We start from the raw sequence: 4,220 nt of genomic DNA on the forward strand, positions 1-4,220 counted from the left end.
TTTGAGCAGTTTGAGCAGTCTGGTACTCTTCTATAATTACTATGACCGTCCCACAACGAAGAAGCTGATCGGCGGATTTTACAAGAAAAGACTGCTGTATATTATCATTCCGTATACGCTGTTCTCCGTGTTCTACTTCGCGCTGCTGCACTATTTGCATTATCAGGGCAGGCCGTTCGGTGAGACGATGGAGAGCTTTGTGCAAAAGCTGTTGACGGGCAAAGCGTATACGCATCTCTATTTCGTATTTATCAGCATTCAGTTTTATGTGCTGTTTCCGCTCGTATTGTGGCTGTTCAAGAAGGTGCCCCAGCTTGCAAAATGGGCGATACCGATTGGACTGGTGATCCAGTGGACGTTTATACTAATGAATAAGTATTATTGGCAGGTACCGAATAAAGGAAGCTGGGCATTGTCCTACATTGCCTACTTCATGCTGGGTGCTTTTATCGGCATCTATTACCCGAAACTGAAAGCCTGGCTTGTTATTAGCCGCGCGAACGCACGGCCTCATCGCATTACCGCCTGGGTGGTGCTGTGGATCGCATGGGCGGCGGCCGGTCTCGGGCATGTGTACATTTATTACAACAGCCGGGTGCATGGAACCGGGTATAATTCAACGCTGTATGAGCTGCTGTGGAATATGCATACGTACCTGGGGGCGCTCGTTCTGCTCCAGCTTGCGATTCTTTTTTATCGGGCAGGGGTGCGGGGATGGACGCCGGCGCTGGAAAGACTGGGTGCCGTATCCTTCGGAATATATCTCATTCATCCGTTCTTTCTGCTCGTCTACCGGGAGTTTCCGTTAACTACGGGAAATTCCATGCTAACCCACCTGTGGTATGCAGGCGGTTTTGCGGCAGCATTAGGCTGTTCATGGATCGTTGTGGAATTGACGGTTCGATTTATACCAGGCTCCTGGGTGATATTCGGTAATATTCCGAAGGCGAAGAAATCGGTTAAGCCAGTCGATTCGCCATCTGTGCCGCTTTCCGGTTCGTAGTCTGCTTCATGGCAAACCAGGACGTATCCGAAGACGAGGGCATGGCTCTGGAGAAGCGAAGAGACAACCATCTACCGCACCACGCAGTCTGACATCCGTGAAGAATGATGTCGTACGGCGTTGTTCTGACAGCCGTTGATCAAGGAGGAGCCATGTCTGGAGTTACGATATTAATGGTTGATGATGAAACCGAAATTTTGAAATTGATGGAGATTTACGTCAGAAATGAGGGCTACACGCTGCTCACCGCATCTCACGGCCTGGAAGCGCTGGAGATTCTAAGAATCCATAAAGTGGATTTGATCATTCTTGATGTCATGATGCCGCAGATGGATGGCATTGAGGCATGCATGAAAATTCGGGAGGAGAACAACACGCCGATCATCATGCTGTCGGCCAAGAGTCAGGAGATTGACAAGATCGCCGGACTCAGCATCGGCGCGGATGATTACGTGACCAAGCCGTTCAGCCCGCTGGAATTGGTTGCAAGAATCAAATCGCAGCTGCGCCGATACAAACAGCTGAACAGTAACTCGGTGAGGGATGAGAACGAAATCCAGATCGATGAGCTGGTTATTAATGTCGCTTCCCACCGGGTAGCGGTGGCAGGCGTTGAGATTAAGCTGACGCCCCGCGAATTTGCTCTGCTGCATATGCTGGCCATCAATCGCGGACTCGTCCTTAGCATGGACAAGATTTATACCGAGGTGTGGAACGAACCGTTCATGGAATCGAAAAATACAGTCATGGTACATATTCGCAAGCTGCGCGAGAAGATCGAGAAGGATCCGCAGCAGCCGGTATATATTAAGACGGTGTGGGGGATTGGCTATAAAATAGAGTAAACTTAAGCAGAGGTGACGAACTTGAAAATAATGAAGCTTCATAGCATCCGCCTGAAGATGCTGCTTATGCTGCTTGCCAGCATCGGCATCACGGCCGCCCTGCTTATCATACTCTACGCATTAAGTACGCTGATACTCTCTATTCCGGCCATCAAGCCGCCGCTCGTCTGGATCATTAACAACATTGGCTCGGATCCGGTTATGCTGGTTGCGGGCATTATTCTTTTTTTGGTCAGCTATTATGTGAGCACAAAGTGGTTTGTCCTTGATCTGCAGAAAATTCAGACTGGCCTTCAGGACATTACGGCGGGGCGATTCGATTCCAGAATCGAGCTCAAATCCCTAGACGAATTAGGTGTCGTCGCTTCCAGCATAAACCGCATGACCGATCAGCTGAACGTTTATCTGGAAGAAATCAGGAATGGGCTTCGCGAGATTGCCAAGGGGAATTTCGACACCGACATTCCGGTTCAGTCAGGCAGCCAGCTGGGTGAGGTGGCCGAGAGCATCAACCAGATGAGCAGGCAGCTTCACCAATCCATTCTGGAGGAGCGTAACGCGGAAAAAACAAAGAATGATCTGATTACGGGAGTTTCCCATGACTTGCGGACGCCGCTTACATCGATACTGGGATTTCTGGAGGTTATCGAGGGAGACCGGTACCAGGATGAAGTGGAGCTGCGTTATTACGTAAATATCGCATATGAGAAAGCGCAAAGTCTGAAGAAGCTGATTGATGATTTATTCGAATACACCCGGATTAATAACGGGCTTCCGCTGGATATCCGGGAGATCGATATGGCTCAGTTCATGAGACAGCTGATCGAGGAATTCGTTCCTGCCCTGGAGAAAGCCGGGCTGGAATGTAAGCTTTCTGCAGAGGAAGGGCTCGTAGTTCTTGCAGACGGCGCCCAGCTCGTCCGGGCTTACGAGAATTTGATATCCAATGCGATCCGTTACGGGGAGTCGGGCAAAAGGATCGACATTGCCGTCCGCAGCGATGGCAATCAGGTGAGCATCAGCTTCACCAACTATGGCGATCCGATTCCCGAGCGGGATTTGCCGTTCATCTTTGACCGCTTCTACCGTGTAGAGGCATCCCGTTCGAAGCAGACCGGTGGCACCGGCTTGGGATTGGCCATTACGAAGAGCATAGTGGAAGTTCAGGGCGGCGAAATCCGGGTGCGGAGCGATCGGCAGCGAACGACCTTTGAAACGAGGTTTCCTACAGTCGTATAGTGTTATCTTGAATGAGCGAGCCTTGACAGAGGGCCTGCAAAACGAATGCAATTTCTGTAAAACAGAACCCAGTACCTCGGGCGGTACTGGGTTTGTTGCTATACTGGAAAAAGGAAAAAGGAAGAGAAGTCGTTTGATTCACAGGCAGACAATTAACCGTGTTCGTCGTAAACCTGAAATGGATGGTCGATAGAATAAAGCGTCCCATCCTTATATTCGCTCTGAACCGGGAAAGGGTTCAAAAGAAATTCAGTCTGTCTCATACGTATCATTGTTCTCTCGAATCACTTCCATAAACTCCAGGACAATTGTTGATATGGCATCCTCTTGAGGCATATAGATATATTGACTGATTCTCATGATATCGTCTTTGTATAAATCAATGAGTTGCAGAATGGCTTGATCTTCATTCTGCTTTGCAGCTTGCAGCAAAATCATGAATTCGCGATCTGAGATAACTTTTGGATCATTTTTCTTTTCCATCGGTTCACCGCCTGTTGAGAGATATGGAGCTGCTTGGCTACTTCCGCTTCAGTGAGGTCTTCTAAGAAGAGTTTATATATAATGGTTCTTCCTTGCGGGGGCAATGAATCCAGTAATTGACCAATCCAAATGCGGTCATCGGATCTAGCATGAAATGACCCCGTCTGCACGGTACTAAAATCAGGGTATAGCGTTTCCCGTTTTCTAAGTTTTTTAGCCTGATATTGTATTCTCCAACCAATTCGATAAATTTCAGTTTTATAGCGTTCGTATGCTGTTATATGCTTTTTCATAACGCATCCCTCCTATGCCTGTCTATCATCGTATTCATTTTTTAGGGGAAAAAGAGAAAGCTAACGAACAACAAAATAGGAACATTTGTTCTCATTTCATTGTACCATTTTTTACATCCATTGTGAAATGGTAATCTACTCTATAAGTTGAATTATTGAATTCACTGTAGAAATCCACTCACAAAAAGGACAATAGAAAAAGGACAGCTCCGATAAATAAAATGTACCCCGTAGAGTAGACACCTAAAAAAGGTCTACTCTACGGGGTACTTTTCTATATACTTAAGGAAATAAAATTCGGGGAGAAAACCATGAGTATTAAGTTATTTAGTCAACGTGATGTGAACAAGATAAAAT

5 protein-coding genes are annotated in these 4,220 nt (G+C 47.3%); 3 read left to right on the top strand and 2 right to left on the bottom strand.

The features are described 5' to 3' along the window. The 3 genes from ACPV3A_RS37415 to ACPV3A_RS37425 all read left to right on the top strand — a co-directional run. Positions 1-1,003 (top strand): acyltransferase (locus tag ACPV3A_RS37415; protein ID WP_426204962.1); only part of this gene is annotated, 1,003 nt, incomplete at its 5' end. A gap of 152 nt (positions 1,004-1,155) precedes the next feature. Beyond that, positions 1,156-1,848: a response regulator transcription factor gene (locus ACPV3A_RS37420; protein ID WP_426204963.1), complete on the top strand. Its 693-nt coding sequence runs from the start codon at positions 1,156-1,158 to the stop codon at positions 1,846-1,848. 30 nt (positions 1,849-1,878) lie between these two features. After that, complete coding sequence (locus ACPV3A_RS37425; RefSeq protein WP_426204965.1) at positions 1,879-3,087, top strand: sensor histidine kinase; 1,209 nt, start codon at positions 1,879-1,881, stop codon at positions 3,085-3,087. Positions 3,088-3,336: 249 nt separating this feature from the next. Here ACPV3A_RS37425 and ACPV3A_RS37430 read toward each other — a convergent pair whose 3' ends face one another. Together ACPV3A_RS37430 and ACPV3A_RS37435 are read right to left on the bottom strand one after the other, a co-directional pair. After that, complete coding sequence (locus tag ACPV3A_RS37430) at positions 3,337-3,570, bottom strand: hypothetical protein (RefSeq protein WP_253300846.1); 234 nt, start codon at positions 3,568-3,570, stop codon at positions 3,337-3,339. Further along, on the bottom strand, positions 3,522-3,863 hold the full coding sequence (locus tag ACPV3A_RS37435) for a sigma-70 family RNA polymerase sigma factor (RefSeq protein WP_194541295.1): 342 nt from the start codon (positions 3,861-3,863) through the stop codon (positions 3,522-3,524). Before ACPV3A_RS37435 ends, ACPV3A_RS37430 begins: the two co-directional genes overlap by 49 nt. Positions 3,864-4,220: the final 357 nt, after the last annotated feature.

The sequence above is a fragment of the Paenibacillus sp. Dod16 genome (assembly GCF_049893405.1).
GTDB lineage: Bacteria > Bacillota > Bacilli > Paenibacillales > Paenibacillaceae > Paenibacillus_AQ.